The organism is Treponema sp. R6D11 (assembly GCF_054786075.1).
Genome location: NZ_BDHD01001129.1, coordinates 1 through 381, shown reverse-complemented (window position 1 = coordinate 381; position 381 = coordinate 1). Strand labels below are relative to the sequence as shown.

Sequence of the window (381 nt, the reverse complement as noted above, 5' to 3'; positions counted from 1 at the left end):
GTTGTAAGCAACGCCGAATTAAACGGTCTTCTTGGAAGCATTTAAAGTAAAATGAGAATTACGGGCGGAAGCCTTGGCGGTAGAAAAATTTCCGTTCCGCAGGGAACTTTTGAAATAAGACCCGCAATGGATAGAATGCGCGAGTCTGTTTTTGCCTGTCTTGGGGATATAACAGGGCTTTCCTTTCTTGATATTTTTACAGGATCGGGCATTATTGCGCTGGAAGCCGCTTCCCGTGGAGCGTCATATATTGAAGCCGTAGAACAGGATAAACAAAAGCGAAAAACCCTGCTTGAAAACGTGTCAATTTCACCCTGCCGTATAAATTGCCGTTTTATGCCTGCGGAACTCTATGTAAAACGGGCAAAAACCCCTTTTAAC

Annotated in this window: 1 protein-coding gene; it reads left to right on the top strand. The window is 44.1% G+C overall.

Annotated elements, in window-relative coordinates; all coding sequences use genetic code 11:
- Positions 1–51: 51 nt before the first annotated feature.
- Positions 52–381: RsmD family RNA methyltransferase (locus tag ACYVTD_RS17785; protein WP_461248946.1), on the top strand; the 330-nt coding region annotated here is incomplete at its 3' end.